Source organism: Calidithermus chliarophilus DSM 9957, from assembly GCF_000430045.1.
GTDB classification, from domain to species: domain Bacteria; phylum Deinococcota; class Deinococci; order Deinococcales; family Thermaceae; genus Calidithermus; species Calidithermus chliarophilus.
Genome location: NZ_KE387025.1, coordinates 48,107 through 71,959, shown reverse-complemented (window position 1 = coordinate 71,959; position 23,853 = coordinate 48,107). Strand labels below are relative to the sequence as shown.

Sequence of the window (23,853 nt, the reverse complement as noted above, 5' to 3'; positions counted from 1 at the left end):
ATGCGCAAGATCGTGGCCTCGCTGTTCATGACCCTCGACGGGGTGGTGGAGTCCCCCAACCTCTGGGCCTTCGACTTCGGCAGCCCCACCCTGGTCGGGGGCCTCGCCGAGCGGGGGCTGCTCGAGGCCCGCGGCTTCGGCTCCGGCGTGGTGCTGCTGCGCTACGCGCCGGCCGGGGGCCAGCCGTGAGCGCGACGGATTGGAAGCTCGAGGTGGTCCAGGTCCCCGTCTCCGACATCGACCGCGCCAAGCACTTCTACGCCGAGCAGTGTGGCTTCGCGGTGGACCTCGACGCACAGGTCAGCGACTCCGTGCGCGTCGTGCAGTTGACCCCGCCCGGCTCGGCCTGCTCGATCCACCTAAGCCGCGGGATCCACAGCATGCCGCCCGGCTCGCTGGAGGGCTTGCAGATCGTGGTGGGCGACATCGAGGCCGCGCGGCGGGAATTGCTCGAGCGGGGGGTGGGGGTGAGCCCCGTCCGGCACGTCGAAGGGGGGGTGTGGGTGGAGGGGAAAGGCGGGAAATGGAACTCGTTCGTCTTCTTCAGCGACCCCGACGGCAACGGCTGGGTGTTGCAGGAGCGCCCCAGGGCTTAGCCGCAGCGGGGTGCCGGCACGACCGAGAGGACGGCCCGTGAAAGGTGCCTGGGCCCGGAGCGGCCAACAGCCCAGAGGTCAAGGCTTTCGGGCCTCTGGGCCTTCGTACGGGGGCCGCAGCAGGGCGGCGGCTTCGGCGATCGGCACGGGGCGGCCCAAGAGGTACCCCTGGGCCATGTCCACCCCCAGCCCGAGCAAGGCATCCCTCTCGGCCACGGTCTCCACCCCTTCGGCGATGATCCGGCTGCCGGTCTCCTCGGCGAAGCGGATGAGCGCGGCCGCGAGCGAGCGGCGCGTGCGGTCGGCGTCGATGTTACGGGTGAGCGCGACGTCGAGCTTGATGAGGTCGGGGCCGAGCTGGAGGATGTGGCTGAAGCTGGCGTAGCCGGCCCCGGCGTCGTCGACGGCCAGGCGCAACCCCCGGCGGCGCAGCGGCTCGAGGGCCGCCACGAACCGCGGGTAGTCGGCGATGGGGACGTGCTCGGTCACCTCCAGCACGATGCGCTCCAGCGGCGCCCCCTCGAGCGCGCGCTCGACCGCGCCGCTGAGGAGGTGGGTCGGGGAGACGTTGAGCGAGAGGTAGACCCCGGCGGGCAGGCGGTCCAGCCCGGTCAGGGCCTTCCCGACCGCCGCCATCTCGAGCTGTTCGCCCAGGCCGACCTCGGCGGCCTCGCCGAACCACACGTCGGGGCTGCGGGCCGGCTCGGCCGAAAACCGGGTCAGGGCCTCAAACCCCAGGATCCTCCCCTCCACGAGGTGGAAGATAGGTTGATAGACGATGGAGAAAGCCCCGGCGTCGAGCACGGCCGCGACCCGTTCGGCCATCGCCTGGCGGGCCCGGTCGGCCGCGAGGCGCCGCTCGATCTGCTGGGACACGAAGTTGGCGAACAGGTGCAGCAGGGCCAGGTCGCGCTCGTTGAGGGTGGGATCAGGCTTGGAGCTGAAGCAGCAGATGGTGCCGTAGACCCGGCCGTCGCTGAGGCGTAGGGCCACGCTCAGGTGGGCCCCCACCGGCAGGGCGGTGGTGGCGGGCAACTCCAGCGCCACCGGGACCTGCGAGGCGTCACGGATGAGCTCGGGCAACCGTCCGTCGACGACGTACTGGCAGTAGGACTCCTCGAGGGGGTCGGAGTCGCCCACCGTGACGGGAGGGTTCTCCGTCGCGGAGTCGATGAAGCGGAAGTAGCGCCTGCCGTCCCGGAATTGCGAGACGAACGCCACCTCCATGCCGAGGTGCTCGCGGATGGCGCGCAAGGCGTCCAGCACGATCACGTCGAGCGGTGCGTCGGCTGTCCTGGAGGCGGACAGGAAGATGTTGGGCATCGGGGACTGGGCGCCGGGGGCGAGGTCCGGTCGTGCGTCGTCTCGGTCCATAGGGTTCTACCACCTCTTGACGCTTAGCGTGAGTTAGCCTCAGCTCCCGTGGCGTCGCTCGCGAAACAGTCCCAGAACGACCGCTGCGGGAAATGCTCCCGGAAACGTCCTGAGGCCCGGCCGTGCCCGCGGTGGACCCCTCGAGGGGCGGGCAGCCGGGCCCCCGAAAACCGCACCAAGACTGGTGTCGGCTGGCATCCCCACGCCCCCAGCCGCAGTAGCTCCGCCGTCCGCTCACGCCCGGTGAGCTGCCGTGTCCGGGGGATACTTTGGATTATATGCGCTTTCGCGACGATATCCCGGCTGCCGGCACATTGTAGAGTTTCCGTCTACCGAGGGACCGCCGACGGTTTCTTGTAGATAGCCGCTTTTCGGGCCAATTCCGCGAACAAGCGGGCGGCCCGATCGGCAGCCGCGGACGCGGCTGCCGGTATGGTAGATTTCAGCTTCTAAGCCAGCAGGAGTGCCGAAAAGCCTACCGCCACGACGAAAAGCCCCAGCCCCAGCTTGACCCGGCCCCGGTGGGTGATGTGCAGCCGGCTCAGGCGCTGGAGCACCGGTCGGCTGCCAGCTATGCCCACCAGCAGCAGCAACGGCAGCACGAAGGCCAGGTTGTAGCTCGTCAGGAGTGCGTAGGCGTAACCTTTGCTGGAGAGACTGCCGATGAGGGCGGCCACCGCCAGGTACATCCCCCCGCCGCACGGCAGGGTGCACGTGCCGATCAGCACCCCGCCCACGAACGCGGCTCCTACGGTAGTCCGGCGTGTCCAGTGGTGGGCCAGGCCGTGCAGCGCAGCGGGCATGCTGAGCTTGATAGGGCTTCGCGGGAAGACGTACTCGGCCATCATGAGAAGACCGAACATCACCGCGACGAACGCGGCCAGCCGGGTGACGAGGTGGGTGTTGCCGAAGACCCGCAGGCTGGAGATCTCGACAAAGCCCACGCCCAACACCAGGTAGAGCAGGAAGATCCCCAGGATGTAAGCTCCGGCGACCACCCAGACATAGCGGGCGCGGCGGGCCACCTCCAGCCGCGAGGCTCGCTCCACCGTCGCCAGCAGCGCGCCGATGAAGAGCAGCAGGGTGGTGATCGCGCAGGGGTTGATGCCGTCGGCGAAACCCGCAGTGAGGGTCAGGCCCAGGGCCGGCAGGGGGTTGGCCTCGAGCCAGGAAACCGTGGGCATCTGGTGCGGGCGCCCCACGGCGACCAGGGCCAGCCCGAGCAGCGCCGCCGCGAGCCCCGTGAAGAGGCCGGCCCTGGCCCAGGGGAACGGTCCAGCAGGCTTGTCGGCCATATTAGCTGCTCACCACCACCTTGCCGCGCATGAAGGGGTTTTCTTTGCCGCCGCAGCAGATGTCACAGTAGAACAGGTACTCCCCCGGCTGGTTCAGGACGAAACTTACGGTGCCGGTCTGCTTAGGGGGAACGCGCTGCTCCAGGTTCTGGCCCTCGAGCACGAAGTTGTGCCAGCCGCCGCCGTCGGTATGGTAGGCGTTATCCAGGTTGACGATGGAGACCGTGACCGCTTCACCCACCTTCGCCTCCACCACGCTGGGCTGCCAGCCGGACATGCTGATGCGCAGCACGGTTCCCTGGGGGCTCTCCCCGGTGGGGAAGTAGGGTCGTAACAACAGCCCAGCCGCCGCCAGCAGCACCACCCCGCCCAGGATCAGGAAACCCAGCCGCAGCGGGTCCATTGCGCCTCGAGAAGACTTCGCCGTCCCTAACCTTCCCATCCGTCATCCCTTTCCTTTCGCCGGAAGAGTTCCCCTGCCACGCCAGGTACTCCTACCTTGGGGAGCACCCAGCGGTCCAGGCCCCAATAGCCCGCCGTCCGCCAGGCCAGCACCAGCCAAGTCGCCACGATGAACATCCAGGGGTTCGAGCTCACGGTGCCCGCCAGCAGGAAGGCCGCGTTCATGAGGCCGGCGAAGAAGGCCGCGAAGCCGGTGAAGAGCCCGACGATCAGGGCCAGCCCGACCAGGATTTCCCCGTAAGTCACCAAGTAGCTGAACAAGGTGGCGTTGGGCAGGGCCACGTTTTCGATGAACCAGGCGTACCAGCCGGTCACGTCGGGGCGTTCACCCTCCGCCTTGGTGAGCGCCCGGGAGAGGAAACCGGAAACCGCGGTGCCGGCCTTCTCGCCCACCCAGGCCGGGTTGTTGAACTTGCCCCAGCCGGCCTCGAGCCACTGCCAGCCCAGGTAGACGCGAAAGATCGCCCACAGAGGGGCTAGCCGGGTATCGGCGAACAGGAAGCGGGAGATGCTGGGCTCGGGAATCTGCGTGGATCTAGCGTTCATGCTTTCTCCTTTCCCTCCAAGAAGGGTATCCCACCCCTATTGGGGTGGGAAGGGTGGAATGTCCTCAAGGGAAAAGCAGAGGCGAGAAACAGCCCGCGTCTTGCTAGCGGCCGGCGCGGTAGCTGATGCCGTTGGCGCCGTAGGCGGCGGGGACCGTGGCCACCACCGCCTGCCTGGCCACCTCGATCACCGTGACCGTGCCCGCCTCGGTGTTGCTGACGTAGACGAAGCGCCCGTCGGGCGAGATCACCACCCCGTGGGCGGCCTTGCCCGCGGGGATGGTCTTGACGACGCTGCCGCTGGCGGTCTCGATCACCGAGACGTCGTTGCTGCCGGTATTGGCCACGTATACGAACCGGCCATCCGGCGTAACGTAAACCTGGATGGGGGTCTTGCCCACCGCGACGTTGCCCACCGCCTGCCGGGTCGCGGTGTCGATGACCGAGACGTGGCCCTGCACGTCCTCGCCCAGGTGGGCGTTGCTGGCGTAGACGTAGCGGCCGTCGGGGGTGAAGCCCACCTGCGCGGGCTTGGAGAGCACCGCGACCTCGGCGACGGCCCGGAGCGAGGCCACGTCGATCACCGTGACCGAGTCGGATTGGGTGTTGGCCACGTAGACCTCGCGCCCGTCGGGGCTGATCCGCAGCCCGTGGGGGCTCTTGCCCACGGGGATGGTCGCCCTGACCTTGCGGGCCCGCAGGTCCACCACCGAGACCGTACCCTCGCCCCCGTTGGTAACGAAGGCGGTGCGGTTGTCGCGGCTGACCACCACGTGGGCGGGGTGCTCGCCCACCCTTATCTCGGCCACCGGGGTGTCGGTGTAGGCGTCGATGACCCCCAGGGAGTTGGTGCCCGCGTTGGCGGTGTAGACGTAGCGGCCGTCGGGGGACACCTGGATGTTGTGGGGGATGACCTTGGCATCCTTGTGGTCCTCCCCGTCCCCCGCCCCGCCGTGGCCGGCCGCGCCGGGGCCCTCGAGCCGGATGTCCTTGATCTTGCGGTTGGTGCGGGCGTTGATGACGCTGACGGAGTCGGAGTACTCGTTGGCCACGTAGACCTTGGGGATGCCCGACAGCAGCGCCAGTGCCCGCTGCTCGGGGATCCAGTAGGCCTGCAGCCCCAGGAAGCCGGCCACGGCCTGCGCGGGCACGAGCAGCCCGTCCTTGCCGGCTTGAGCCGGTGTTTTCAGCTCGAGCGGCGACCCGTTCAGCAGCGCCCTCTTGGAACCGGCCTGGAGCACCAGCCTGTCGGGGCCTCGAGTGAGCGTAGCCGCTTTACGGCTTGCGTCCCACTGAAGGCCGGCCCCGCTGGCCTGAGCCAGGGCCCGTACCGGCACCAGGGTTACCCCCTGATCGACCCGGGTGCCGCTTAAGGGGAGGCTATCCAGGTAGACCTGTACGCCTTTGCTCCCCTCGGTGGCTGTACCCAGGGCCAAGCCTGCGCCCACCAGGACCGCTGCCGATGCTAATATCCGGACAAACCCGTCCATATATCACCTCAGGCGCTATGATGCGGCTAGCCTATTAAGCTCGTATAAAGAGCCCCGACCCCGCTTAAAGGTCGTGGCACGTATATGAAAGCGCTTTATAACTGGAAACGGTGCTTATGCTGCGTACCCTTCTGAAGCGTGAAGAAAGCTACGGGGTCCACGCCCTGCTGGCCGTCGCCGAAACGCCGGGGATCACCACGCCCGAAATGGCCAAGCGCTTGAATATCCCCCCCGCGTTCTTAGCCAAGGTGGTCGCCAAATTGGCCAAGGCCGGTTTGGTGGTGAGCCAGACGGGCCGTCACGGCGGCCTGTGGTTGCAGGCCGACCTGGGGCAGGTGTCCTTGTTGACGGTCATCGAGGCCCTATCCGGGGCGGTGGTGATGGACACCTGCCAGCTCAAGCCCCGCTGTGCGACGGAAGAACGCAAGGGCAGATGCGCTCTAAAACCCGTATGGCTCAAGACCACCTGGGCTGTGCGGGATACCCTGGACAAGGTCAAGCTCGCCGAGCTGATGGAGCGTGGGTGACCGGCCAGGCCCTAGGGTTTTCGGTGCCACGTCCCGGGTCACGCCTCCCCCCTGTTTTCAGGTCGTGGCCTTCCCGAAGCGCTGAGGTCCGGCCAGGAACTCCTCGCGGCAACCCCGGCAGCAGAAGTAGTAGCTCTTCCCCTCCCACTGGGCGGAAACCGCCTTCTCCCGCTCCACCGTCATCCCGCAGACCGGGTCGGTGGCCAGGCTGCGCATCTCCTTGAACTCCCCGTCCTCCAGCCACAGCACCCGGTCGGCAATGTCCTGGATGCGGGCGTCGTGCGAGACGATCAGCACGCTCTTGCCCTGCTCCTTGGCGATGCGCCGCAGCAGGCGCATGGTCTCGTGGCCGTGGTGGGAGTCCAGGTTGGCGGTGGGCTCGTCGGCCAGGAGCAGCGCGGGCTCGTTGACCAGAGCCCGGGCGATGGCCACCCGCTGCTTCTCCCCGCCGGAGAGCTGCTCGGGCAGGAAGTGCAGCCGCGCCCCCAGGCCCAGCTCCTCCAGCAGCGCCCTGGCTCTGGCCCGCGCCGCCTTTCGTCCCAGGCCGGCCAGCTCGGCCACGATGGCCACGTTGTCCAGCGCGCTCAGGGCCGAGAGCAGGTTGAAGTCCTGGAAGACGAAGCCGAAGTGCCGCAGGCGGATGTCGGGCAGACGGCCCTCGGAGAGTTCGCTCAACACCAGGCCGTCGAGCTCGATGCGCCCTTCGGTCGGCCTCAGGAGCGCCCCCAGCATGGAGAGCAGCGTGGTCTTGCCGGAGCCGGAAGGCCCCATGATCAGCACGATCTCGCCGGGGGAGACCTCGAGGCTCACCCCCTTCACGGCCTGGACCGCGGTCTCGCCCGAACCGTAGCGCTTGCTCAGGTTCTGTACCCGTAGGGTGGCTGCCCTTTCCGTCCTCATCTCGCACCTCCACGATAGACCCGGGCCGGGTCCAGCCCGGCGATTTGCCGCATGGGCAGGGCCGAGGCTGCCCCCGCGACCACCAGGGCCATTCCCCCCGCTTTCAGGAGCGAGGCCCAGGTGAGTTGCAGGGGCAGGTTCAGGCCCAGGGCGGACAGGACCAGGGGCAAAACGAGCGTTAAAGCCACCGCCAGGCCCAGCCCCAGGCCCACGCTGTAGAGGGCCTGGGCCAGGACGACGCGGTACAGGTGGCCGCTGCTGGCCCCCAGGGCCTTCAAGACGCCGTACTCGGCGCGCCTCGAGAGCGTCGCGGTGTACATCACCAGGGCCATCACCGCCAGGCCGATCAGGAGGCCGGCCAGGTTCATGATGTTGATGGCGTCGGCCCCCATGTCCCGGACCACGGCCCGCTCCCGCCGGGCAAAGGCCGCACGGGACAGGGCCGAGACCCCCTCCACCTCCTCCTCGATGCGCCGGGCCACCTCTTCCGCCGAGCGCCCCGGCCCCACCCGCACCAGCACGAAGCTCACCGTGTCACGGCTGCGGCGCAGGCGGGCGAAGTCCTCCAGCCGCAAGAAGCTGACCCCGTTGAGGGGGTTGGAGAGCCCGGTGGCGAACCCGGCCACCCTGAAGTTGCGGCCGAAAACCCGCGCGGTGTCGCCGGCCTCGAGGCCCAACACCTGGCCCAGGCCGCTATCGAGGATCACTTCCCCCGCCCCCGGCGGCCAGGCCCCCGCGGGCTTGCCGGCCTGGGCATCGGCGGGCAGGCCGAAGACGTAGCTCGAGCGGCTTCCCCTGGGCCCCCTGAGCATCTGGGTGGTGTAGAGCATGGGGGTCACCGAGGCCACGCCGGGCACCCCGGCCACCTCCTCCACCACCCCCTCCGGCAGGGTGGAGAGCACCATGTGCAGGTTGCGCACCCCCTTCTGCGAGACCCACACGTCCGCGCCGGAGCGCTCGATGGGGGCGGCCAGGGGGCCCTCGAACCCGGCCAGGATCGCGTCCAGCACCAGGACCAGCGCGAGGGCCAGGGCCACCCCGCCCACCGAGAGGAGGAAGCGGGTCTTGCTCTGGGTCAGGTTGCGCCAGGCCAGGTAGCCCATCTCGCTCTCACCTCCTGAAGACTTCTGCCGGGGCCAGCCCGGCGACGAGGCGGGCCGGGAGCCAGGCCGCCAGCAGGGCCATGAACAGGCCGGTCAGCAGGGTCAGCCCCACCACCCCAGGCTCGAGCGCCACCAGGATCTGGGGGCGCAGGGCCAGCACCAGCCGGGCGGCGGCGAAGCCCAGCAAGATCCCCGAGAGCGATCCCAGGGCCGCGACGGCGAGGGCCTGGGCCAGCACCAGCCCGTAGAGCCGGGCGTTGCGGGCCCCCAGGGCCTTCAGCACCCCGTACTCGCGCTGCCGTTCGACGGTGGCGCTGTAGATCACCAGGCCCACCACCAGCGTCCCCACCAGGAAGGCGATCAGCGACATCAGCCGCACCGGTTTGAAGAAGGCCTGGTAGAGCCTGAGGTCGCTCTCGATCAGCTCCGACTTGAGCCAGACCTCGACCCCCGGCAGCCCTTTCAGCCGGGCCCGCAGGGCCTCCGGCGCGACCCCCGGCGCGGGCGTGACCAGCGCGAGGCTGGAGAGGCCCGGGGTGAGCAGGTAGGACTCGAGGTCGGCCTTGCGCACGAAGACCAGGGCGGTCATCCAGGAGGCGGTCCCCTCGGAGAGGCCTACCACGGGGAACTTCTGCCCCTGCACCTCGACCGTGTCCCCCACCCTGACGCCGTGCAGCCGGGCCAGCACCCGGTCGAAGACCACCTCGCCCCTTTCCCGGGGCTCCCGCCCCTCGCCGATGCGCCAGGGGCCGCCTCCCAGGGCAGGGTCGTAGCCGATCAGGAAGGCGAAGATCTTCTTGTCGTGCAGGTCGAAGATGGCGGTCTGGGTCAGCACCGGGACCACCTTAGCCACCCCCGGCACCTGGCGCAGGTCCTCCTCCAGACCGGGGGGCAGCAGCGAACTGCCCCCGCCGAAGCTGTCCACCCCGGCCTGGGTCACCGCGATGGAGCCCGGGGCCTGGCGCAGGTAGGCCGTGACCTGGAGCCGCAATCCCTGCTCGAGCCCCAGCAAAAACAGCACCAGCATCACCGCCAGCGCCACCCCCAGCACGTTGAGCGCGAAGCGCAAGCGGTCGTGCAGCAGGTTGTGCAGCGCCACGTACATCCCCGTCCTCCTCACTGCGGCCTCCAGCACGGTCGGCGGTGTCCGAACTGCCCTATCCCACGGGATACGGACGGACGCCCTGGGGCTCGAGCCGCCGCCTTTGTCGCCGTATTCACCCAGAGGCACCGGCCGGTAGACCTCACGACCTCAGCGCCAGGTCCAGGAGCCGCGCTCCAGGACCAAGGCCTCCGCCGCCGGACGCAGGGCCAGCACCTGGGCGCGGTAGCGGTGGCGACCGTCGTGGCCGGACCCGGCCACCGCGCCCACCAGGTCCTCCGGCCCAGCCCGTTCGGGGTCGAAGGCCACCGCCGCCAGCCCTTCCTGCAGGAAGACCTCGGCCAGTAGGGTTCCCCCCAGGGCCAACAACCCGTTCCTCACCCGCGTGGCGCAGCGCGGACAACCCATCCCGCCGACGGCCAGATAGGCCACCGCGGCCTGGTCCAGTCGTCCAGGATCGAAGGGCTTTTCCAGCGCTTCCGATTCCACCTGGCAGTTCTCGTGCTCGTTCACCTGGGGCCTCCTCCGGCTCTGGCTCAATCCGCAACGCAATTCGGTAGTTCTTATGCGAATCTTATCCCACCCCGGGTGGGGTGGGTATGGACGGATGTCCCTGACCCCACCTAAGCCTGACCGCACAGGCCCAGCGCATAAGCCGCCTGTAGGACCCGGTCGGCCCGGCCAGGGGGGTAGAGGATTCCCCCCTGCGCCCGGACCCAGGACACCACCTCCGGGTGGGCTCCCTCGGGGCAGGCCGGGAGGCCCCAGCGGTGGCGGGCCACGGCCTCGAACATGGGCAGATCCTGACCCCCGTCGCCCAGGGCCAAGACCGAGGGCTCCTTCAGGCCCAGGGCCTCGATCCCGCGTTCCAGCCCCTTGCCCTTGTCCAGTCCCTGCGCGGTGAGCACGGCGGCGTCCCCGGGATAGTGCAGCAGCCGCAGGGCCACGAGCAGGGGCACGTGAGGCGGGGGCGGGTCGCCGGGGGCCTCACCCAGGAGCTGTTTCCGGGCGGCCCGCCGTGCCTCCGGCAGCGGCAGGCCCTCGGCTTGGGCCACCACCTCGCCCAGGGTGTCGAGCAGCACCTCGACCAGCCGGTGGGCGATCCGCACTGCCTCGGGCGAGCCCGCAGGGTAGTTGGGCTTGAGGCTCAAGTTGAACTCGTCGGCCTGGAGGCTATAGTCCCAGCAGGGGCAGTCCATGCCCACGAGGCAGGCCGCCGGGAGCCGGGCGCGCACCTGGGCAAGCACCCCTAGCACCGCCTGGGGCAGTTCGCGGTAGAGCGGGATGCGGCTATGGCGCCCCCGGCCGGGGATGAAGATTCCAGCACCCCCCTCGTAGATCACCATGACCCGGCTGGTGTTGGCTCGCCCAGCCCCCAGAAGCTGCACCAGCAGGCCTCGAGCGTGCTCGAGGCTGCGCGCGGTGTTGGCCACCAGCACCAGCTGAGGAAACCGGTCCAGCAGGGCTCGCAGGATGCCCACCGTCTCGGGGGGGACCTCGGCCTCGGTCTCGCGGCGGAAGCGCAGGGTCTCGTCGAAGTCGGTGGCGATCAGGTTAAAGGGTTTCTGCCCGCGCGAAGCCCACGCACAGGCCAGCGCCAGGCCAGAAGGGTCGCAGCGCGAGAGCAATTCCTCCAGCAAGCCCTGCCCCAGGCCCAGGCCGGGCAGATCCAGCTCGGCTTTGGCCCGCCTCAGGGTCCGGAGCAATTCCTCCCGTACCGAACCCTCGGGAAGGGTCATCGCCTCACGCTCGACGTGCAAGAACCGGCGGTAAATCCCCAGCCGTGGGGCGTACGCGTACGATAGCAGGGGCTCGAGGCCCAGGACGCCCGCGCTCATGGCCGCGCTCCGGACACCCCGGGCAGACCGGCCTCGTAGCCGAGCCCTTCCACCGCCTGCCGGATGGACTCCAGGGAGGTCAGCGCGGGGTCGTACTCGAGGTAGGCCCGCTCGGTCAGGGGGTTGACGTAGACCCGCTTCATCCCGGTCAGCCTGGCCAGGGCGCGCTCGAGCGTCGTCGCGCCGGCTCCGCCGCAGCCCAGGCCGTACACGTTAAAGCTCAGCTCTCGCTCGGGCATAGACCCCTCCTTTACTCCAAAAGCACCAGCCGGTGAGGCTCACCGCCCACCGCGAAGCACGCCACCACCCGGCGGCTGCGGGCGTCGATCTTGACCACGCTGCCCTCGCGCATGTTGCTCACGTAGGCCCAGCGTCCGTCACGGCTGAAGGCGATGCTGAACGGACCCTGTCCGGTCTTGATGCGGGTGGTGTAGCGCCTGGGCATGAGCACCTGTTGCCCGGCTTGCAGCGTCAGGTGCAGCACCTCGACGTAGTCCGACGCCAGCGAACTGATCCAGAGCTCGGTGTCCGTGCGGAAGGCCAGCCCTTCCGGGGCAGCCTCGCTGACGTAGGTGGAAACCACCCGCAGGGTCTGGGCGTCGATCAGCAGCACCTCGCGGGAGTCCAACGCCCCCACCGCCAGCCAGCGCCCGTCGGGCGAGAGCGACCAGCTATGGGGGCCGCTCCTCGTCGCTACGGTCTGCTCGAGGCGAAGGCTCTGTGCGTCGAGCACGCTGAGGTCCTTGCTGGCGTAGTTCAGGCTCGCCAGCCAGCGCCCCTCCGGGCCGAGGGCCACGCCCTGGGGGTTTCGCCCCACGGCGACGGCCTCAGCGCGGAAGCTGGCGGTATCCAGCACGATGAGGCTGTCGCTCCTGCCCCCGGCGATGTAGAGCCTCGAGCAGTCCGGGCTCAGCGCCAGTCCCCAGGCAGCCGCGCCCACCTTCACCGTGTGCAGGACCTCGTTGCTGGCAGTCCCGATCACGCTGACTATGCCCGCGTCACCCCCAGCCACGTACAGCCGGCCTTGGCCGGGACACAGGGCCAGCCCGCGGGGCGAACTCGGCAGGGGGATGGTGGCGACCAATTGGCCACGCTCGGCGTCCAGGACCAACACGCTGCGACCGAGGCTGTTTTCCACGTAGAGCAGCGGCGCTGCGAGGCTGCGGCCCAGAAGCAACGCCATTGCCAGGGTGAACAGGACCCTTCGCGGTCGTGTGCGAGGAGCTGCTTGAGTTTTCATCAGGGGTTCTCCTAACTGGCTCGCAACGAGCCGTAAGCCAATCGGGCTGCTCGTGCCGGGAGGCGGAAATTGGGGTGGCGGCAGCCGGTCGTCTATCCCGCCGCGGTCTTCAAATGGTCTCCCGTATGTGAAGAGGATAGCCCACCCCACCTGGGGTGGGCAGGGACATTTATCCCGAAGAGGATTAATTCAGCCAGGTCGCCGGTCTGGAACCCAGGCCGTGCGTCATGCCGGAGGCTGGGCCAGGCCGATGGCTGGAGCCTCCCCGAAGCGCCTGGGGCGGCCTCATCAAGGCCGCTGAGGCCGGAGGTAGCCTTACACCTCCGGCCTCGCGGGGCTCGTAACCCGTTCGACCCGGCAGCGGGTGCCGCCGAACACCGGCATCCCGGTGTGATGCCCGGGATTAACGCAGGTTGGCGAGCTTGAGCCGCATCTCGTAGACTTCCTGAGCCTGTGTGCGGATGATGTCGCTGGCCAGCTTGACGATGGCCGGGTTCCGGGCCTTTTGCAGGGCGAGCGTGGCCATCTCGATGGCCTGCACGTGGTGGGGGATCATCCCCTGTAGGAAGGCCCGCTCCGGGCTGACGGGGGCCTGCGGGGCCTGCGTCGCGTTGCCCGTGGCGGGGTTTTGCATCATGCCGCCCGGGGCGGGGGCCTGCGTCATCCCCTGCATCATCCCGCCCGCCCCTTGGTCCGGCATCATGCCGCCCATGCCCTGGGTCATCGCGCGCTGAGCGGCCAGGTTGGTGCCCCCCAGGGCGACCAGCAGCGCCTTCATCTGGGTGATCTCGCGCTCCTGGTCGCGGATGATGGCGTTGGCCCAGCCGCGGATCTGCGCGTCCTGGGTCTTGCCCAGCACGTCGCGGGCCATCGTCACCGCCGCGCGGTGGTGGGGGACCATCATCGAGAGGAACGCTTGCTCGAAGGGGGCTCCCTCGAGCATCATCAGCCCCGAGCCCATCATGCCCTGCATCATCTGCATCATTTGCATCATCTGGGCCATCGGCATCTGAGCCGCCCCGCCGGGCATCGGAAGCGCCTGCGATTGGGTGGTGTTTTGCGTCGCAGGAGCCGTCTCAGGGTGGTGTGGGTCGGTCTGTGCCAGCGAGAAGCTGGCCAGGGCGCTGACCGCGAAGAGGGCTAGCTGTCGTTTCATTCCTATCACCTCGAGGCCGAGTGTAGCGGGTTGTTGTAAAGCCCTTGTAAACCCCCTAGGGGTATTTGTCCCTTGACAGGTGCTGAACAGCGGTACTGCTGGAGCATGGCCGATACCGACTTCGAAAAAGCGGTCACCTGGGCCGAAAATCCCGAGGAGCCCACCCCCCACCGGAGGGGGTCAGGATGATGGGCTCTGCTTGGCGATGGTCGTGTTGGTTGCTGCGGGTGGCGGCGGTACGGCTGTTACAGCGACGCGACCGGGTAGGGTGGGTCAATCTGCTCCCGGCAACGGTCGAGCGCTGGGCGTGGCTAAGGAGCGCTACGCCAGAGGCGAGATCAGCAGGGAAGAGGTTGGCGGGCTAAGAGGCTGTTCCCGCCGTTCACCTACAGCCCGGTAGGGTGGGGATAGGGCACGGCGCGGGTTTCAGGTTTTTACGTGCAGCAAGGACATCAAGGACTCGAGGGTCTGCTGCCGGGGCTTCTGGGGGGCTTGCTGCAGGCAGGTTCGCAGCCCTTCCCGTACCAGCAGCTCTTCAACGCGGTACAAGGCCCCGCGCAGGGCCCGCACCTGTTGGATCAGCTCCGAGGGAGACGCCCCGCTGGTCACCATCCGCCGCACCCCGGCCAGATGACCCTGCACGCTGTCGAGTCGGTTGAGGAGCTGGGGCTGGAGTTCTTCCATGGCAGCCCCTTCAGTGCGGGTGATTGTGGTGATGGACGTGGTCATTGCCTCGTACATACCTTTCCGGATCCGCATCAAAGGCCTTCTTGCAGCCGATACCGCAGAAGTAGTAGGTCTGGCCCTGATACACCGACTTCCCTGCAGCTTTCTCGGGGTCCACCATCATCCCACAGACCGGGTCCCGTACCTCCTGTGCCATAAACTTCACTCCTCTCCTCAGCTCCAGGCGCCGGGGCAATCGGCCGGGCAGGGGGTTGGCCAGCACCACCAGGGCTCGCCGCCGATGATCTTCAGGGTCTCCCGGGCAGGCCGGGTCTCCCTCACCTCCGCCCGGAAGAAGCGGGTGCCGTCGTTCACCGCCCCCGCCACCGCCGCGGCCAGTTGCTCCGGCTCGACCCGCTTGGGGTCAAAGGCGACCAGGGCTGCCCTTTCCCACAAGAACACCTCGGCCAGCCACACCCCGTCCAGGCTCAGCAGGGCGTTGTGTACGTGGGCGGCGCAGTTGCTGCAGCCCAGCCCGAAGAGGCTCAGTTGACACTCCCACGGCTAAAGCGCGTGGGATTCTTGGTTCGTTGCCGCCTGCCCACCATGCGTAGGTCTTACGGCGGCTCCCCAAGCGTTTTGCGTCTCCGTGTGCCCCACGGCGACGGGAATCCTGTGGATTCCTTCGGCGCGGATGTTTCGCGCCGCGTTCAGGTCTCGGTCGTGCACCGCCCCGCACCCACAGGTCCAAACCCTGTCCGAGAGGGTGAGGGCGGTGTGGATTGTCCCGCACTCCCGACAGAGCTTGCTGCTGGGGAAGTAGCGGTCAATCACGGCGAGATGTTTGCGGTGCCAGACCGTTTTGTACTCCAGTTGCCTGCGGAACTCGCCCAACGCCGCGTCCAGCACCGATGTGGACAGCTTGGTTCTCGCCATCCCCTTCAGGTTCAGGTCTTCGATGCACAGCCCGTCGTACTTCTGGACGAGTCCGGTGGTCAGCTTGTGCAGCCAGTCCTGCCGCTGGTTACGCACCCTGGCGTGTACCTTGCTCAGCCGATGCCTGGCCTTATCACGGTTCTTGCCCCCTTTCTGCTTGCGGGAAAGCTCCCGCTGCGCCCTACGCAGCTTGCTCAGCCCCTTGCGGTAGAACTTGGGCGGGGCGATTCTCGTACCGTCCGAAAGCACCGCGAAGTCCTTCAACCCGAGGTCTATCCCTACTACCCGTTCAGGGTTGGCAGGGGGCAAGGGCACCTCAGGCATCTCGAACTCGGCGGTCAGGGTGACGTACCAGTGCCCCTCGGCGTCCCGCTTGAAGGTGGCCCCCTTGATGGGACAGTCAACGGGCTGGCTCTGCCGGATTTTGACCCATCCGATTTTGGGGATGTAGACCTTGGAGCTTTCCACCCTGACCCGCTGGGGGATGCGGAAACGCGGCTCATCGCGCTTCTTCGACTTGAACCGGGGGAAGCGAGCCCGCTTGCCGAAGAAGGCGGCGTAGGCCCGGTCGAGGTCTTTGAGGGCTTGCTGCAAGAGTTGGCTGTCGGCTTCCTTCAGCCACACGGTCTCCGGCTGCTGCTTCAGGGTGGTCAACTCGGCGGCTTGCTGGTTGTAGGTCAGGCCCTTGCCGGTAGCGGCGTAGGCTTCCTTGCGCCGGGCAAGGCCCCAGTTCCACACGAAGCGACGAGCACCTGCCATCCGCAACAAAGCGTCGCTTTGGGCTTGGGTGGGTTCCATGCGGAAGCGGTAGACCTTGCGATGGACAGCCATTCAGTCCCTCGTTTTTTGGGCGGCGATGTACTGCTCGATGGTTTTGCTGCTAACCATGCCCGCCGTGCTCACGAAGTACGAGCGCGTCCACAGCGCAGGAAGGCGGATGAGGTGGGGGAACTCCCGGCGCAGCACGTGCGAGGTGTAGCCCTTCAAGCGGTGAGCGACCTGATTGGGGGCCACGTCGGGGTCTACCGAGATGAACAGGTGCAGGTGGTCGGGCATGACTTCCAGGGCGATGATTTCCCAGCCCAACTCAGCACACTTCTCCACCAGCAAGGCCCGCAACCGCTCGGCCAACGGCCCTACCAGAATCTTGCGGCGGCGCTTGGGCACGGAAACGAAATGGTAGCGCAGCAGCGAGACGGTGGTGTTTTTGTGTTTGTAGACCGTAGGCACTACCACAGTATAGCACACCTGCCGCCCACCATGCTATGTGCTCCTTCGGAGCACGTGGGGGAGTCCATGTATCCCAGGGCTAAAGCCGCTGGGTTTTATAGCTCCCCCACACCCCCTCGTTTTTATAAGCGCTGCTTCCCTTGAGAAGGGCTTGCAGGTCGAACGGCTTGTGCAGCCGCTCGACGTGTCCGAAGGGTTCGGGGTGTAAAACCATGCCTCGCCTCCGCTAACTCGTCACCACTACCTTGCCGCGCAGCATCCCCATCTGGCACTGGAAGGGGATTTCGCCGGCTTGCTGGGGGGTGAACTCCAGCGTCACCGTCTCGCCCTCGGGCAGCTTGGCCGACCGGCCCAGCGTGTCGAAGATGACCATCTCGCTGCACAAGGCCGACTCCCGCCGGGTGAAGTGCAGCCGCACCGGCTTGCCCTTCTTGACCACGATCACGTCGGGGTCGTAGCCGCCTTTGACGGTAATGTTGATCTCCTGTACCCCTGCCACCTCGGTCACGGCCACCCCCTCCTTCTTGTAGAGCCAGAAGTACCAGACGATCCAGGCGACGAGCGCCAGCCCTAAGAGATTGACCAAGGTCAACATAGTTCCCTCCTGTTAAGCCCGCGTAAAGCTCCTGGCCCTGAAAAAGCGCAGGCGGTTGGCGTTGGAGACCACGGTGATGCTGGAGATGGCCATGGCCGCTCCGGCCAGGATGGGGGAGAGCAGGATGCCGAAGAAGGGGAAGAGGATGCCGGCGGCGACCGGGATGCCCAGCACGTTGTAGACGAAGGCCCCGAAGAGGCTCTGCTTGGCGTTTTGCATGGTGGCCTTGGAGACTTCGATGGCGTAGGCCACCCCTTTCAGGCTCCCGCCGATCAGGGTGACGTCGGCGGCCTCGATGGCCACGTCGGTGCCGGTGCCGATGGCGAAGCCCACGTCGGCCTCGACCAGGGCCGGGGCGTCGTTGATCCCGTCGCCCACCATCCCCACCTTCTTGCCCTCGGCCTTGAGGGCGTGCACCTGGTTGGCCTTCTCTTCCGGCAGCACCTCGGCCAGCACCCGCTCGATGCCGACCTGGCGGGCGATCGAGCGGGCGGTGCGCTCGTTATCCCCGGTGAGCATAACCACCTCGAGGCCCATCTGCCGCATCACCCGGATGGCCTCGACGGAGTCCTCCTTGAGGGTGTCGGCTACGGCGACCACCCCGGCGGCCTGGCCGTCCACCGCCACGTACATGGCGGTCTTGCCCTCGCCCTGGAGCCGCCCTACAGCCTCAGCCAGGCTCGAGGTGTCCACTTTTTCCCGCTCCATCAGCTTGCGGTTGCCCACCAGCACGCGCTTTCCATCCACGGCCGCCTCCACCCCGTGCCCGGGAACGGCCTTGAAGGCGCCGGGCTCCAGGGGTTCCAGCCCCCTGGCCTGGGCCCCCTTGACGATGGCCTGGGCCAGGGGGTGCTCGGAGGGCCGGTCCGCGCTGGCAGCCAGGTGGATCAGGGTCTTCTCGTCAAAACCGGGCGCGGGAAGCGCGTCGGTGAGCTCGGGCTTGCCCTTGGTGATGGTGCCGGTCTTGTCCAGCACCACGGTCTTGAGGGCGCTGGCGGTCTGCAGGGCCTCCCCGTTGCGGATGAGCACCCCGTGCTCGGCGGCCTTGCCCAGACCCGCCACCAGCGACAGCGGCACCGCCATGCCCACCGCGCAGGGGCAGGCGATGATCAGCACGGTCACCGCCGTCACCACCGCGTAGGCCAGGGCCGGGCTGGGGCCGAAGTTGAGCCAGGCCAGGAAGGTCAGGACGGCGATGATCATCACCGCAGGGACGAAGTAGCCCGAGACCACGTCCACCAGCCGGGCGATGGGGGCCTTGGAGCCCATCGCGTCCTGCACCATCTTGACGATCTGGGCGAGCGCGGTGTCCTTGCCCACCTTGGTGGCCCTGAACTTAAAGCTTCCGGTGGTGTTGACCGTGGCCCCGATCACCTCGTCGCCGGGCTGCTTGTCCACCGGCAGGCTCTCGCCGGTGACCATGCTCTCGTCGAGCGCGGACTGCCCCTCGATAATCACCCCGTCCACCGGGATCTTCTCGCCGGGGCGCACCACCACGACGTCGTCCACCTCGACCTCCTCGACCGGGATCTCCAGTTCGCGCCCCTCGCGCAGCACCCGGGCGGTCCTGGCCTGCAGGCCGATCAGCTTCCTGATGGCCTGGCTGGTCTGTCCCTTGGCCCGCACCTCCAGGGCCTGCCCCAGCACCACCAGCGCCGTCACCACCGCGGTCACGTCGTAGAAGGGCTCGGCGGTGCCCGCGGGGAAGAGCCTCGGGAAGATCAGCGCCGCCGTGGAGTAGAGCCAGGCCGCGCCGGTGCCCAGGGCGATGAGGGTGTTCATGTCGGCGGCGTGGTGGCGGAAGGCCGAGGCGGCCCCGGTGAAGAACTGCCGCCCGGAGTAGAACATCACCGGCAGGGTCACGAGCCCCGACAGCACCCACAACAGCCAGACGACCCCCTCGGAGATCGCCGAGGAGAAGAGGTAGGGGGCGTAGAGCCAGCTCACGTTGGGGTAAGCCACCAGCACGGTCGGGACTGAGACCGCGGCGGCGAACCAGAACTTGGCCATCAGGCTCTTGTACTCCCGGGCGTGGGCTTCAGCCTCCTCCTCGGGGGCCGGGGGCTGCTCGAGGGGGTGGGCGGTCTGGTAGCCGACAGATTCCACCGCGGCCTGGATCGCCCTGAAATCGGCGGTGCCTGGAACGTACTCGACCGTGGCCACCCCGGTGGCCGGGTTGACGCTGGCGTCCAGTACCCCGGGCACGGCCCGCAGGACGTCTTCGATGCGGGCCACGCAGCTCGCACAGTGCATCCCGGCGATGTGGGCCCTGAGCTCGGCCCGGCCCACCGAGTAGCCCGCGCGTTCTACGGCCTCGACCACACCGGCCACGCTGATGGCGCCGGGGTTGTAGGTGAGGTGCGCCTCCTGGCGGGCCAGGTTGACCTGCACCGCCTCGATGCCCGCGACCTGTCTTAGAGCGTGCGACAGGGCTCGCGCCCGCGCGGTGTCCTTCACCTGCGGCAGGGGCAAGCAAAGCGAAGCGGCACCAGGCCCAGGTGGTTGCTTGTTCCGGGTCACCTCCATGACGTTGACCTCCTGTGGCGATCATAGCCCACCCCACCTGGGGTGGGTATAGGACAAAAGCCCTGGCCGGGAGCGGGCCTTGCTGGGGGCAGGGCCCCCAACCTTCGCGAGCCGAGGCTTTACCGGAGCTTAACGCGCCGGGGCTAGCCTGGCACTCAGAGGTGGCCGCGATGACGTGGAACTGGGGACATGGCATGGGGGCAGGGATGTGGCTTTGGGGCTTGCTCGAGCTGGCCGTCCTGGGGTTGCTGGTCTACGCCTTGGTGCGGCTGATCGGTCCGAAGGATAAACCGCAAGACCGCGCGCTTTCGGTCCTGCGCGAGCGGTACGCGCGCGGGGAGATTGACGGCAACACCTATGAGCAAATGCGGCGGGAGCTAAGCGAGTAGCGAGTCGCCCGGAGCGAGGGTTGGAGCGAACTTCCGCTGGACCCTCGGCTCGCTTGCGAGGCACGAGACATGGCGAACGTGTTGATTGTGGATGATGACCCGGCGATCCAGCAGATCCTGCGGGCCTACCTCAGCCACGAGGGTTACGGACTGCTCGAGGCCGGCGACGGCCAAGAGGCCCTGGATAAAGCCTCGCAAGCCGACCTGGTGGTGCTTGACCTGATGCTGCCCAAGCGTTCGGGCTGGGAGGTGGCCCAGATCCTCCGGCGGCAATTCCCCAGCCTGCCCATCCTGATGCTCACCGCGCGCAATGAGGAGCAAGAACGCGTTCAAGGCCTGGACCTGGGGGCCGACGACTACGTGACCAAGCCCTTCAGCCCGCGCGAGGTGGTGGCGCGGGTGCGGGCCCTGCTGCGGCGCAGCGGGCTCAAGGACGAGCTGGTCTTCGGCGACCTCAGGATTCGCGTGCGCGAGCGCGCCGCCTACCTGAAGGGCGAGGCCCTGCCGCTGTCCAAGCTCGAGTACGACCTCCTGCTGACCCTGGCGCACTATCCTGGCATGGTCTGGAGCCGGGAACGGCTGATGGAGCGGGTCTGGGGGAGCGATTTCCCGGGGGTGGACCGGGTGGTGGACGTGCACATCGCGGGCTTGCGCAAGAAGCTGGCGGAGGACAGCGATAGCCCCCGCTACATCGAAACCGTCCGGGGGGTAGGCTATCGCTTCCGGGAAGCGACCCCTGAGGGGCCACCCTGAGGCTTTGGCAAGCCAGGGGTGCACAGTGGCTGAAGCTGTGTCCTACGAAGCCAGGCGCATTGTGTACGGTTGAGGAGGGGGAAGGGGGATCCATGCGGGTCGTGCCCAGAGGGCTTTTCGCGCGGCTGCTGGCGGCCAATCTGGTGGTGGCGGGGGTGGCGACCACGGTGATGCTGGTGGTGGCCGATCTGCTCAGCCCCGCGTTCTACCGGGGGCATCTCGAGCACATGATCGAGGTCATGGGGCCCATGGGTCTTAGCCTGCGGGCCGACCTCGAGAGCGGCCTGCACGACACCCTGACCCGGGCCCTGTTGGCCGCCTTTCCCATCGCCTTAGCCCTCTCCGCGCTCCTGGCGTACTTGTTCGTCGGCCGTATCAGCCAGACGGTCAATCTGCTGGTTCGCGGGGCCCAGGAGATCGCAAGGGGCCACTACAAGTTACGCCTCAGGGAAACGGGGGAGGACGAGCTGTCCGAACTGGCGCGGCAGTTTAACCGGCTCTCCCAGGCCCTCGAGCAGGTCGAGCAGCGCCGGGTCGAGCTCATCGGCAGCGTGGCCCATGAGCTGCGAACCCCGCTGGCGGCGCTACAGGGCTACAGCGAGGCCCTCGCCGACGGGGTGTTGCCGCCTGAGGTAGCCGCCCAGAGCATCGCCCGCGAGGTTCGGGCGATGGGACGGCTGGTGGAAGACCTGTCTCTGGTCTCGCGGGTCGAAGCGGGCGCGGTAGCGGTTCATCCCGAGCCCCTGTCGCCGCAGGTCATCTTGAACGAAGCCCGCGAACGGCTGGCCCCGGCCTTCGGCGAGAAGGGCCTGACCCTCGAGCTGGAGGTCGCCGCCGACTTGCCCAAGGTTCAAGCCGACCCGGAGCGGCTGCATCAGGTGCTCTCCAACCTGCTCTCCAACGCCCTGCGCTACACGCCGGAGGGCGGCCGGGTGATCCTGGGGGCGACACTCAAGCCTGAAGGGATCTGCTTCTTCGTCCGCGACACCGGGAGGGGGATCGCGCCCGAGCACCAGGAGCGGATCTTCGAGCGCTTTTACCGGATCGACCCCGCCAGAAGCCGCAAGGAGGGGGGGACGGGGGTGGGTTTGACCGTGGCTAAGGGTCTGGTGGAGGCCATGGGAGGACAGATGAGCCTGCACAGCGAAGTCGGCGTCGGCAGTGTGTTCTGGTTCAGCCTGCCGGCGGCGAAGGGGACTGCGAGGACGGGTTAGCCGAGGCGGCGGGCCAACGACTCGATGGCCTTGAGGCCCGTCCCGAAACGTGCGATCGCCTCTCGGTGGCGCTCGAGTTCGCCGTAGGGCAGGTAGCGCACGTGCAGCCGGGCCACCTGCTGGAAAGCGGGGCGGCTGAGTTGGTCGCGCACCTCCTTCTCGCGGGCATCGGGGGCCACCAGGTAGAGTCCTTGAACCGCCTGGTCGGGCGCACCCAGGGCCAGATCCAGCATCCGCACGATGCCGGAGTAGATCGAGGTGCTGTGTTCGACCTCGAATGCCGCGACCACCCGCGCCCCCTCCGGCTCGAGCCACAACACGTCGATCAACCGCACCGCATCGGCCCCGGGCATACCGGCAACCGAAGCGGGAAGGCTGTCGACACAACCATCGCTCAGCCTGCCTCCGGCGTATTCACGGCTACGGTCGTTGGCGGCGACCCACACCGCAAACCCCAGCGCTAGCCCCAGGTCACGCAGCCAGCCCTGCAACTCGGTATGGGTGCGGTCACTCTCCCGGGCCTCGGTCTGTGCCCTGGCTTCCTCCCGCACCCGGGCCAGGTCGGCTTCCCAAGCCTGTACGGCGGATGGATCATCGGCGGGTGGTGGGGCGTACCGCCCCGAACCGATGTCGAACAGCAGCCCGGCCAGCGCTCCGAGGTCGTTGGAGAGCAGGGCGCGGTGCTCCTGGTTGAAGCGCACGATCCCTGAACGCATGGCCAGATACTCGTCCCAGCGCCCCAACTTGACCTTGGCGCCCATCAGCGCGTTGTACCCCTTGACTATCGCGGTGTTGAAGGGTGGCATGTGGGTGGGGTGGAGGAAATACATCAGGTTGGCCACGGCAGGCCCCAGGCCCTTGATGTTCCGCGCATCCAGCCGGTGTACGGCCGCGATAAGCTCGGCTTCGGTGTGGCAGCAGGCACAGGTGTCCAGGAAGCGCCCGAAAGCGAGCTGGTTTTCGCGGTTCTCGTAGATGTCGGGGATGCGCAGCTTGGGCTTCCACAAAAACGCATGGTCGGCCCCCTTGAACATCTGGCGCTGCTCGGCGATGGAGTGCACCACGGTCTCGAGGCTCGAACCCCTGTACTGGTTGCCGAAGGTATCCCGCTCGATCTCCTGTACCACCTGCTGCAACCCACGTCGGATGGAGCGGAAATTCTTCAGCCGCTCCTCCCACAAGAACCAGGTGCGGTAGGTGCCGCCGGGGTCGTTTTTCCACCGCGAGATGAGGGTTTGAACCGGGGTCATGGACAGAGTCTAAGGGAAGCCACCCAGGCCGCAGCACCCAGATGCACCAATCGTCAAGTCCCCTTCCGTCGCCGGACACGCAACCCCGACCAGAGGGCGTAAACCGGCCGCTCGAGAACGTGCTTTCGAACGGCGGCGTCACCGCCGGCGGCGATCTACGGGGTACGGATACCTCACCGTGGGGGCCTTTGCGGAAACTTAACACACCGCCGCTACCCTTGTCTTCGTGCCCTTTTGTGCCTCCGGAGGTAAGCATGTTCATGCGAGTGTGGATGCTGCTGTTGCTGGGGGGCTTGTCACTGGCCCATCCCTTTCCGGCTCAAACCGTGCAGACTCAAGGCGGTCGCTGGGGTCTGCTAAGCCCACAGGGGCTTGAGCGCCAGCTCGCGGACAAGGATTTCGTCCTGATCAACACCCACATTCCCTACGAGGGGGAAATTCCCGGCACGGACCTTTTCATCCCCTTCAACCTCATCGCCAAGGCCGGCAATCTGCCCAAAGACAAAAACGCCGAGATCGTGGTCTATTGCCGGTCTGGGCGGATGAGTGCGCTGTCGGCACAGGCCCTGGTCAGGCTGGGCTATACCAACGTGAGGGAGCTCAAGGGGGGTTTTGAAGCCTGGAAAGCGGCAGGTTTTGCCCTTTCAATCAAGCCTCGCTAGCGGG

The 23,853-nt window shown here is 67.7% G+C and carries 28 protein-coding genes; 7 read left to right on the top strand and 21 right to left on the bottom strand.

The window, feature by feature from the left end:
* Nucleotides 1–189, top strand: a complete 189-nt coding sequence (locus MEICH_RS0115325; RefSeq protein ID WP_027893354.1) for a hypothetical protein — start codon at nucleotides 1–3, stop codon at nucleotides 187–189.
* A complete protein-coding gene (locus MEICH_RS0115320; RefSeq protein ID WP_027893353.1) occupies nucleotides 186–596 on the top strand; it encodes a VOC family protein in 411 nt (136 codons plus the stop codon). Before MEICH_RS0115325 ends, MEICH_RS0115320 begins: the two co-directional genes overlap by 4 nt.
* 78 nt (nucleotides 597–674) lie before the next feature.
* On the opposite strand, the gene MEICH_RS25335 is transcribed toward MEICH_RS0115320, so the two are convergent.
* The 5 genes from MEICH_RS25335 to MEICH_RS0115295 form a co-directional block, all read right to left on the bottom strand.
* Nucleotides 675–1,970, bottom strand: a complete 1,296-nt coding sequence (locus MEICH_RS25335; protein WP_206074888.1) for a sensor domain-containing phosphodiesterase — start codon at nucleotides 1,968–1,970, stop codon at nucleotides 675–677.
* A gap of 449 nt (nucleotides 1,971–2,419) precedes the next feature.
* On the bottom strand, nucleotides 2,420–3,265 hold the full coding sequence (locus MEICH_RS25330; protein WP_051304250.1) for a cytochrome c biogenesis CcdA family protein: 846 nt from the start codon (nucleotides 3,263–3,265) through the stop codon (nucleotides 2,420–2,422).
* A 1-nt stretch (nucleotide 3,266) separates the two neighbouring features.
* Nucleotides 3,267–3,668, bottom strand: a complete 402-nt coding sequence (locus MEICH_RS0115305) for a cupredoxin domain-containing protein (RefSeq protein WP_027893352.1) — start codon at nucleotides 3,666–3,668, stop codon at nucleotides 3,267–3,269.
* A 26-nt stretch (nucleotides 3,669–3,694) separates the two neighbouring features.
* A complete protein-coding gene (locus MEICH_RS0115300; RefSeq protein ID WP_027893351.1) occupies nucleotides 3,695–4,273 on the bottom strand; it encodes a TQO small subunit DoxD in 579 nt (192 codons plus the stop codon).
* A gap of 103 nt (nucleotides 4,274–4,376) precedes the next feature.
* A complete protein-coding gene (locus MEICH_RS0115295; protein WP_084542368.1) occupies nucleotides 4,377–5,762 on the bottom strand; it encodes a beta-propeller fold lactonase family protein in 1,386 nt (461 codons plus the stop codon).
* A gap of 116 nt (nucleotides 5,763–5,878) precedes the next feature.
* On the opposite strand from MEICH_RS0115295, the gene MEICH_RS0115290 reads away from it, so the two are divergent.
* Entirely contained in the window at nucleotides 5,879–6,289 is a 411-nt protein-coding gene (locus tag MEICH_RS0115290; protein WP_036219513.1) for an RrF2 family transcriptional regulator, read from the top strand.
* Between the two features lie 57 nt (nucleotides 6,290–6,346).
* Here MEICH_RS0115290 and MEICH_RS25325 read toward each other — a convergent pair whose 3' ends face one another.
* The 15 genes from MEICH_RS25325 to MEICH_RS25305 all read right to left on the bottom strand — a co-directional run bounded on the left by MEICH_RS25325 (nucleotide 6,347) and on the right by MEICH_RS25305 (nucleotide 19,581).
* A complete protein-coding gene (locus MEICH_RS25325; RefSeq protein WP_036219435.1) occupies nucleotides 6,347–7,189 on the bottom strand; it encodes an ATP-binding cassette domain-containing protein in 843 nt (280 codons plus the stop codon).
* Nucleotides 7,186–8,292, bottom strand: coding sequence for an ABC transporter permease (locus tag MEICH_RS0115280; protein ID WP_027893348.1), 1,107 nt, complete (start codon nucleotides 8,290–8,292; stop codon nucleotides 7,186–7,188). The genes MEICH_RS25325 and MEICH_RS0115280 overlap by 4 nt, the downstream gene beginning before the upstream one ends.
* A 7-nt stretch (nucleotides 8,293–8,299) precedes the next feature.
* Complete coding sequence (locus MEICH_RS0115275) at nucleotides 8,300–9,397, bottom strand: ABC transporter permease (RefSeq protein ID WP_027893347.1); 1,098 nt, start codon at nucleotides 9,395–9,397, stop codon at nucleotides 8,300–8,302.
* A 147-nt stretch (nucleotides 9,398–9,544) separates the two neighbouring features.
* Nucleotides 9,545–9,907, bottom strand: a complete 363-nt coding sequence (locus MEICH_RS25320) for a heavy-metal-associated domain-containing protein (protein WP_157202844.1) — start codon at nucleotides 9,905–9,907, stop codon at nucleotides 9,545–9,547.
* A 110-nt stretch (nucleotides 9,908–10,017) separates the two neighbouring features.
* Nucleotides 10,018–11,232: an HAD hydrolase family protein gene (locus tag MEICH_RS0115265; RefSeq protein ID WP_027893346.1), complete on the bottom strand. Its 1,215-nt coding sequence runs from the start codon at nucleotides 11,230–11,232 to the stop codon at nucleotides 10,018–10,020.
* Nucleotides 11,229–11,471 (bottom strand): heavy-metal-associated domain-containing protein, encoded by a 243-nt coding sequence (locus MEICH_RS0115260; protein ID WP_027893345.1) that lies wholly within the window; start codon nucleotides 11,469–11,471, stop codon nucleotides 11,229–11,231. The genes MEICH_RS0115265 and MEICH_RS0115260 overlap by 4 nt, the downstream gene beginning before the upstream one ends.
* A gap of 11 nt (nucleotides 11,472–11,482) precedes the next feature.
* Nucleotides 11,483–12,415 (bottom strand): YncE family protein, encoded by a 933-nt coding sequence (locus tag MEICH_RS0115255; RefSeq protein ID WP_027893344.1) that lies wholly within the window; start codon nucleotides 12,413–12,415, stop codon nucleotides 11,483–11,485.
* A 460-nt stretch (nucleotides 12,416–12,875) separates the two neighbouring features.
* Nucleotides 12,876–13,628 carry a DUF305 domain-containing protein gene (locus MEICH_RS25315; protein ID WP_051304248.1) on the bottom strand — a complete coding sequence of 251 codons (753 nt, stop codon included), beginning with the start codon at nucleotides 13,626–13,628 and terminating at the stop codon, nucleotides 12,876–12,878.
* 426 nt (nucleotides 13,629–14,054) lie between these two features.
* Entirely contained in the window at nucleotides 14,055–14,312 is a 258-nt protein-coding gene (locus MEICH_RS0115245) for a metal-sensitive transcriptional regulator (protein ID WP_169730687.1), read from the bottom strand.
* Between the two features lie 10 nt (nucleotides 14,313–14,322).
* Nucleotides 14,323–14,511, bottom strand: a complete 189-nt coding sequence (locus MEICH_RS28105; RefSeq protein WP_084542382.1) for a YHS domain-containing protein — start codon at nucleotides 14,509–14,511, stop codon at nucleotides 14,323–14,325.
* Between the two features lie 17 nt (nucleotides 14,512–14,528).
* Nucleotides 14,529–14,843, bottom strand: a complete 315-nt coding sequence (locus tag MEICH_RS0115240; protein WP_157202842.1) for a cation transporter — start codon at nucleotides 14,841–14,843, stop codon at nucleotides 14,529–14,531.
* 15 nt (nucleotides 14,844–14,858) lie between these two features.
* Nucleotides 14,859–16,061, bottom strand: a complete 1,203-nt coding sequence (locus MEICH_RS25310; RefSeq protein ID WP_036219429.1) for an RNA-guided endonuclease InsQ/TnpB family protein — start codon at nucleotides 16,059–16,061, stop codon at nucleotides 14,859–14,861.
* Nucleotides 16,062–16,460, bottom strand: a complete 399-nt coding sequence (tnpA, locus tag MEICH_RS0115230) for an IS200/IS605 family transposase (protein WP_036219427.1) — start codon at nucleotides 16,458–16,460, stop codon at nucleotides 16,062–16,064.
* 226 nt (nucleotides 16,461–16,686) lie between these two features.
* A complete protein-coding gene (locus MEICH_RS0115225; protein WP_027893340.1) occupies nucleotides 16,687–17,055 on the bottom strand; it encodes a cupredoxin domain-containing protein in 369 nt (122 codons plus the stop codon).
* 12 nt (nucleotides 17,056–17,067) lie between these two features.
* Nucleotides 17,068–19,581, bottom strand: coding sequence for a heavy metal translocating P-type ATPase (locus tag MEICH_RS25305; protein WP_084542367.1), 2,514 nt, complete (start codon nucleotides 19,579–19,581; stop codon nucleotides 17,068–17,070).
* Nucleotides 19,582–19,787: 206 nt separating this feature from the next.
* On the opposite strand from MEICH_RS25305, the gene MEICH_RS0115215 reads away from it, so the two are divergent.
* From MEICH_RS0115215 to MEICH_RS0115205, 3 genes are all read left to right on the top strand, one after another.
* Nucleotides 19,788–19,970, top strand: a complete 183-nt coding sequence (locus MEICH_RS0115215; protein ID WP_245587684.1) for an SHOCT domain-containing protein — start codon at nucleotides 19,788–19,790, stop codon at nucleotides 19,968–19,970.
* Between the two features lie 69 nt (nucleotides 19,971–20,039).
* Nucleotides 20,040–20,723 (top strand): response regulator transcription factor, encoded by a 684-nt coding sequence (locus MEICH_RS0115210; protein ID WP_027893339.1) that lies wholly within the window; start codon nucleotides 20,040–20,042, stop codon nucleotides 20,721–20,723.
* 92 nt (nucleotides 20,724–20,815) lie between these two features.
* Complete coding sequence (locus tag MEICH_RS0115205; RefSeq protein WP_027893338.1) at nucleotides 20,816–21,937, top strand: sensor histidine kinase; 1,122 nt, start codon at nucleotides 20,816–20,818, stop codon at nucleotides 21,935–21,937.
* Here the strand turns inward: MEICH_RS0115205 and MEICH_RS0115200 are convergent.
* Nucleotides 21,934–23,187 (bottom strand): hypothetical protein, encoded by a 1,254-nt coding sequence (locus MEICH_RS0115200; protein ID WP_027893337.1) that lies wholly within the window; start codon nucleotides 23,185–23,187, stop codon nucleotides 21,934–21,936. The two genes, MEICH_RS0115205 and MEICH_RS0115200, sit on opposite strands and share 4 nt — an antisense overlap.
* Before the next feature lie 254 nt (nucleotides 23,188–23,441).
* Between MEICH_RS0115200 and MEICH_RS25300 the strand changes: the two genes are divergently transcribed.
* Nucleotides 23,442–23,849, top strand: a complete 408-nt coding sequence (locus MEICH_RS25300; protein WP_169730686.1) for a rhodanese-like domain-containing protein — start codon at nucleotides 23,442–23,444, stop codon at nucleotides 23,847–23,849.
* The last annotated feature ends 4 nt before the right edge of the window (nucleotides 23,850–23,853 follow it).

What these genes read in the sequence shown, in the direction of transcription:
- MEICH_RS0115325 (WP_027893354.1), top strand. Translation starts at nt 1, where the DNA reads ATGCGCAAGATCGTGGCCTCGCTGTTCATGACCCTCGACGGGGTGGTG.
- MEICH_RS25335 (WP_206074888.1), bottom strand. Translation starts at nt 1,970, where the DNA reads ATGGACCGAGACGACGCACGACCGGACCTCGCCCCCGGCGCCCAGTCC.
- MEICH_RS25330 (WP_051304250.1), bottom strand. Translation starts at nt 3,265, where the DNA reads ATGGCCGACAAGCCTGCTGGACCGTTCCCCTGGGCCAGGGCCGGCCTC.
- MEICH_RS0115305 (WP_027893352.1), bottom strand. Translation starts at nt 3,668, where the DNA reads ATGGACCCGCTGCGGCTGGGTTTCCTGATCCTGGGCGGGGTGGTGCTG.
- MEICH_RS0115300 (WP_027893351.1), bottom strand. Translation starts at nt 4,273, where the DNA reads ATGAACGCTAGATCCACGCAGATTCCCGAGCCCAGCATCTCCCGCTTC.
- MEICH_RS0115295 (WP_084542368.1), bottom strand. Translation starts at nt 5,762, where the DNA reads ATGGACGGGTTTGTCCGGATATTAGCATCGGCAGCGGTCCTGGTGGGC.
- MEICH_RS0115290 (WP_036219513.1), top strand. Translation starts at nt 5,879, where the DNA reads ATGCTGCGTACCCTTCTGAAGCGTGAAGAAAGCTACGGGGTCCACGCC.
- MEICH_RS25325 (WP_036219435.1), bottom strand. Translation starts at nt 7,189, where the DNA reads ATGAGGACGGAAAGGGCAGCCACCCTACGGGTACAGAACCTGAGCAAG.
- MEICH_RS0115280 (WP_027893348.1), bottom strand. Translation starts at nt 8,292, where the DNA reads ATGGGCTACCTGGCCTGGCGCAACCTGACCCAGAGCAAGACCCGCTTC.
- MEICH_RS0115275 (WP_027893347.1), bottom strand. Translation starts at nt 9,397, where the DNA reads ATGTACGTGGCGCTGCACAACCTGCTGCACGACCGCTTGCGCTTCGCG.
- MEICH_RS0115265 (WP_027893346.1), bottom strand. Translation starts at nt 11,232, where the DNA reads ATGAGCGCGGGCGTCCTGGGCCTCGAGCCCCTGCTATCGTACGCGTAC.
- MEICH_RS0115260 (WP_027893345.1), bottom strand. Translation starts at nt 11,471, where the DNA reads ATGCCCGAGCGAGAGCTGAGCTTTAACGTGTACGGCCTGGGCTGCGGC.
- MEICH_RS0115255 (WP_027893344.1), bottom strand. Translation starts at nt 12,415, where the DNA reads ATGGCGTTGCTTCTGGGCCGCAGCCTCGCAGCGCCGCTGCTCTACGTG.
- MEICH_RS25315 (WP_051304248.1), bottom strand. Translation starts at nt 13,628, where the DNA reads ATGAAACGACAGCTAGCCCTCTTCGCGGTCAGCGCCCTGGCCAGCTTC.
- MEICH_RS0115245 (WP_169730687.1), bottom strand. Translation starts at nt 14,312, where the DNA reads ATGGAAGAACTCCAGCCCCAGCTCCTCAACCGACTCGACAGCGTGCAG.
- MEICH_RS28105 (WP_084542382.1), bottom strand. Translation starts at nt 14,511, where the DNA reads ATGGCACAGGAGGTACGGGACCCGGTCTGTGGGATGATGGTGGACCCC.
- MEICH_RS25310 (WP_036219429.1), bottom strand. Translation starts at nt 16,061, where the DNA reads ATGGCTGTCCATCGCAAGGTCTACCGCTTCCGCATGGAACCCACCCAA.
- MEICH_RS0115225 (WP_027893340.1), bottom strand. Translation starts at nt 17,055, where the DNA reads ATGTTGACCTTGGTCAATCTCTTAGGGCTGGCGCTCGTCGCCTGGATC.
- MEICH_RS25305 (WP_084542367.1), bottom strand. Translation starts at nt 19,581, where the DNA reads ATGGAGGTGACCCGGAACAAGCAACCACCTGGGCCTGGTGCCGCTTCG.
- MEICH_RS0115215 (WP_245587684.1), top strand. Translation starts at nt 19,788, where the DNA reads ATGTGGCTTTGGGGCTTGCTCGAGCTGGCCGTCCTGGGGTTGCTGGTC.
- MEICH_RS0115210 (WP_027893339.1), top strand. Translation starts at nt 20,040, where the DNA reads ATGGCGAACGTGTTGATTGTGGATGATGACCCGGCGATCCAGCAGATC.
- MEICH_RS0115205 (WP_027893338.1), top strand. Translation starts at nt 20,816, where the DNA reads ATGCGGGTCGTGCCCAGAGGGCTTTTCGCGCGGCTGCTGGCGGCCAAT.
- MEICH_RS0115200 (WP_027893337.1), bottom strand. Translation starts at nt 23,187, where the DNA reads ATGACCCCGGTTCAAACCCTCATCTCGCGGTGGAAAAACGACCCCGGC.
- MEICH_RS25300 (WP_169730686.1), top strand. Translation starts at nt 23,442, where the DNA reads ATGTTCATGCGAGTGTGGATGCTGCTGTTGCTGGGGGGCTTGTCACTG.